Origin of the sequence: Micromonospora tarensis (genome assembly GCF_016803395.1) — a bacterium.
In the GTDB taxonomy this organism is placed as follows: Bacteria; Actinomycetota; Actinomycetes; order Mycobacteriales; family Micromonosporaceae; genus Micromonospora; species Micromonospora tarensis.
In genome coordinates this window covers 1-1,554 of the sequence record NZ_JAEVHL010000495.1, presented here as the reverse complement: position 1 = coordinate 1,554, position 1,554 = coordinate 1, and the positions used below count along the sequence as shown (strand labels likewise).

Annotated in this window: 1 protein-coding gene; it reads left to right on the top strand. The window is 75.4% G+C overall.

Going from position 1 to position 1,554, the window contains the following annotated elements:
- Nucleotides 1-87: 87 nt before the first annotated feature.
- The coding region (murJ, locus tag JM949_RS35880) for a murein biosynthesis integral membrane protein MurJ (protein WP_407664891.1) at nucleotides 88-1,554 on the top strand (1,467 nt) is incomplete at its 3' end.

Sequence of the window (1,554 nt, the reverse complement as noted above, 5' to 3'; positions counted from 1 at the left end):
GGCACGTACGTGGTCGCCAACGCGGTGCCGAACTTCATCTTCGAGATCGTCGCCGGTGGCGCGTTGGCCAGCCTGGTCGTACCGCTGCTGGCCGGCGCGTCGCGGCCGGCGGACCGGGCGGCGGTGGCGCGGACCACCGGCGCGCTGCTGACCGTGACGCTGGCCCTGCTGGTGCCGCTCGCCCTGCTGGTCATCGCCGTGCTCACCGTGGTCAGCCGACTCGCCGGCTTCGGCCGCACCGCCGTGTTCACCTGGAGCCTGGCCCCCACCGACCTCGGCGGCACGTACGTGGTCGCCAACGCGGTGCCGAACTTCATCTTCGAGATCGTCGCCGGTGGCGCGTTGGCCAGCCTGGTCGTACCGCTGCTGGCCGGCGCGGTCGCGGCCGGCGACCGGGCGGCGGTGGCGCGGACCACCGGCGCGCTGCTGACCTGGACGCTGGCCCTGCTGGTGCCGCTCGCCCTGCTGGTGGCGCTCTGCGCCGGCCCGGTGGTCGACTCGCTGGGCCACCACCTGACCGCCGCCCAGCAGCAGAGCGGCGTCCGGATGCTGCGGGTCTTCGCGCCGCAACTGCCGCTGTACGGGATCGGCATCGTGTTGACCGGGGTGCTCCAGGCGCACCGCCGCTTCGCCTGGCCGGTGCTCGCCCCGCTGCTGTCCAGCCTCACCGTCATCGTCGTCTACCTGGGGTTCACCGCGACCCAGGGCCGGTACGCCACCGTCGGCGGGGTGAGCCCCGGCGGTGAGCTGCTGCTCTCCGCCGGCACCACCCTCGGCGTGGTGGTGCTGTCGTTGTCGTTGCTGGTCCCGGTGCACCGGTTGGGCCTCGGGGTCCGGCCCGGGTTCGGCTTCCCGGCCGACGCGCGGGCCCGGGTCGGCGGGTTGGCGGTGGCCGGCGCGGTCACCGTCACCACCCAGCAGATCGCCCTGATCGTCAGCCTGAACCAGGTCACCGCCGGGGCGCGGAGCAACCCGGGCGTCTACAACCTGGCGCAGACCGTCTACCTGCTGCCCTGGGCGGTGCTGGCGGTGCCGCTGGCCATCGCGGCCTATCCGACCCTGGCGGCGGCGCGGTCCGCCGGCGACGAGCACACCTACCGGGCCACCCTGGCACCGGCCGTCCGCGGCGTGCTGCTGTTCAGCTGCCTCGGCACGGCCGCGTTGATCGGGACCGCCGGACCGGTCGGGCACTTCTTCTTCCCGGCGTCCACCGCGCCGACCGCCGCCGCCGCGATCATCGGGTACGCCCCCGGCCTGGTCGGCTACGGCCTCTTCGCGGTGCTCACCCGGGCGCTCTACGCCCGGGGTGAGACCCGGGCGGCCACGGTGGCCACCGCTGTCGGCTTCCTGCTGGTGCCGGTCGTCGTCCTGCTGCTCGGTGCCCTGCTGCCGTTGCGGGACCGGGTGCTCGCGGTGACCGCCGCCAACTCGGTGGGCATGCTGGTGCTCGGGGCGCTGCTCCTGGTGGCGGTGCGGCGCAGCGCGGGTCGTTCCGCACTGGCCGGCACGGGACGGGCCGGGGCGGCCGGCGGCCTGGCCGGCGCCCTCGCCGCA